2 protein-coding genes are annotated in these 2473 nt (G+C 68.6%); both read left to right on the top strand.

What is annotated here, in order from left to right; genetic code table 11:
* The first annotated feature begins 193 nt into the window (after nucleotides 1–193).
* Nucleotides 194–988: an ATP-binding cassette domain-containing protein gene (locus AB0915_RS39015; protein WP_366696125.1), complete on the top strand. Its 795-nt coding sequence runs from the start codon at nucleotides 194–196 to the stop codon at nucleotides 986–988.
* A gap of 83 nt (nucleotides 989–1071) precedes the next feature.
* Nucleotides 1072–2301 carry a sugar ABC transporter permease gene (locus AB0915_RS39010; protein WP_366696124.1) on the top strand — a complete coding sequence of 410 codons (1230 nt, stop codon included), beginning with the start codon at nucleotides 1072–1074 and terminating at the stop codon, nucleotides 2299–2301.
* The last annotated feature ends 172 nt before the right edge of the window (nucleotides 2302–2473 follow it).

Genomic DNA, 2473 nt, shown 5'->3' with positions numbered 1-2473 from the left:
CCTGATCGGCCAGAACTTCGCCCTGCCGAAGAAGAACCCTCGTGACCTGAACGAGGCGCTGCGCCCGGATCCTGCATGGTTCCAGCCCCGCCGTCTGTCGCGCGATGGCCCTGCGTCTCACGACAACGGTCCGACGACGGCCCTACCCCCTGTGTTCAGCAGCACCATCCCCGCCGGTCAGGCGGCGAAGGAGATGATTCACGTGTCCGCTACGCCCGTGCTGGCGTTGCGCGGAATCTCCAAGCGGTTCGGCGCCGTTCAGGCGCTCACCGACGTGGACCTGGAGATTCACTCCGGCGAGGTAGTTGCCCTGGTCGGCGACAACGGCGCCGGCAAGTCCACCCTCGTCAAGACCATTTCGGGCGTCCACCCGATTGACGAAGGCGCCATCGAGTGGGAGGGCGAGACGGTCCGGATCAACCGGCCGAACGACGCCCAGGAGCTCGGAGTCGCCACCGTCTACCAGGACTTGGCTCTCTGCGACAACCTCGATGTGGTCGCCAACCTCTTCCTCGGCAGCGAACTGCGCAAGGCCTCCGTTCTCGACGAGATCGCGATGGAGAAGCGCGCCAAGGAACTGCTGGACACGCTGTCCATCCGGATACCCAGCGTCCGTATCCCGGTCGCCTCGCTCTCCGGCGGTCAGCGTCAGGTCGTGGCCATCGCCCGCGCCCTGATCGGTGACCCCAAGGTCGTCATCCTCGACGAGCCGACCGCGGCCCTCGGTGTCGAGCAGACCGCCCAGGTCCTCGACCTCGTCGAGCGGCTGCGCGAGCGCGGTCACGGGGTCATCCTCATCAGCCACAACATGGCCGATGTGCGCGCCGTCGCGAACAGGGTGGCGGTGCTGCGGCTGGGCCGCAACAACGGAGTCTTCGACGTGGCGACCACCTCCCACGAGGAGATCATCTCCGCGATCACCGGCGCCACGGACAATGCCGTCACGCGCCGTCAGGCACGCACAGCCACGAAGGAGGACGCGAAGTGAGCGACCTCGCCAAGACCCCCGGGACTTCCACCGCCAAGCCCGCCGCCGAAGCGGCAGCGGCAGCCGAGCAGTCGGCGGCCCCCATCCCCGCCGTGGACCCGCGCCTGCTCATCCGCGAAGAGGGCTTCAAGGGCTACTGGTCCGAGTTCACCCGCAAGTTGCGCGGCGGCGAGCTCGGCTCGCTGCCGGTCTTCGTCGGTCTGATCGTCATCGCGATCGTCTTCCAGTTCCAGAACAGCAACTTCCTCTCCGCCAGCTCCGTCGCCAACATCGCCGTCTACAGTTCCGGCCTCGGCATCATGGCGGTCGGCATCGTCTTCGTGCTGGTGCTCGGCGAGATCGACCTGTCCGTCGGCTCGGTCGCCGGTGTCGGCGCGGCCGTCTGGGCCGTGCTCAACGTCAACCACGGCTGGAACGACTGGCTGGCGGTTCTCGTCGCTGTGCTCTCCGGCATGGCGCTCGGCGCCCTGCACGGCTTCTTCTTCGCCAAGATCGGGGTGCCGGCCTTCGTCGTCACCCTGGCGGGCTTCCTCGGCTGGAGCGGTCTGCAGGAGTGGATGATGGGCGGTGAGGGCTCGATCAACACGCCGTCCGGCAGCATCGTCGAGAACCTGACCAACTACTTCTTCGAGGACAAGGCCGCCGGATACGGTCTCGCCCTGGTCGCCGTCCTCGCGTACGCCGCCTCGCTCCTGATGGACAGCAGGCGCCGCAAGGCCGCGGGCCTGCCTGCCCGTCCGACCACCGAGATCGTGCTCCGTACGGGTGTCGTCGCGGTCCTGTGCTTCGTCGTCGCGTACGTGCTGAACGAGCCTTCGGGCGCCCGCGGCCTGCCGCTGGCCCTGGTGCTCTTCCTAGCCGTGCTGGTCGTCGCGGACTTCGTGGCCCGCCGGACCACCTTCGGCCGCCAGGTCTTCGCGGTGGGCGGCAACCCGGAAGCGGCGCGACGCGCCGGTATCAACGTCGACCGGGTCCGGATCACCGTCTTCGCGCTCTCCGGAATGCTGGGCGCCTTCGGCGGTCTCTTCATCGCAAGCCTGTCGGGCGGTGCCACCAAGAGCGTCGGCGGTGGCAATACGCTGATGCTGGTCATCGCGGCCGCCGTCATCGGCGGCACCAGCCTCTTCGGCGGCCGGGGCAAGGTCTGGTCCGCGCTGCTCGGCATGATCGTGATCCAGTCGATCCAGCAGGGCCTGAACATGATCGGTATGGCGAATGCCATTCAGTACATGATCACAGGCGCTGTTCTGCTGGCCGCAGTGGTCATCGACTCGGTCTCGCGCCGCACCCAGAAGACGGCGGGCCGCGCGTAGCACCACGCCGCCCGAGCCTGTGCCCGGCGCCGATGCAGGCGCCGGGCACAGCTGCGTCCGGGGACGGATGCTGCGCGGCCGTGTCCGCGGGTGAAGGTGTCACCCCGGCGCGACGGCGGCGGCGCTGCGTGCGCTGACCTCGTCCGGCCACCTGGCCCGGCTCGCGCTGTGC

This window comes from Streptomyces sp. NPDC048411, from assembly GCF_040704695.1.
GTDB lineage: Bacteria > Actinomycetota > Actinomycetes > Streptomycetales > Streptomycetaceae > Streptomyces.
This window is presented reverse-complemented; position numbering and strand designations above follow the sequence as displayed.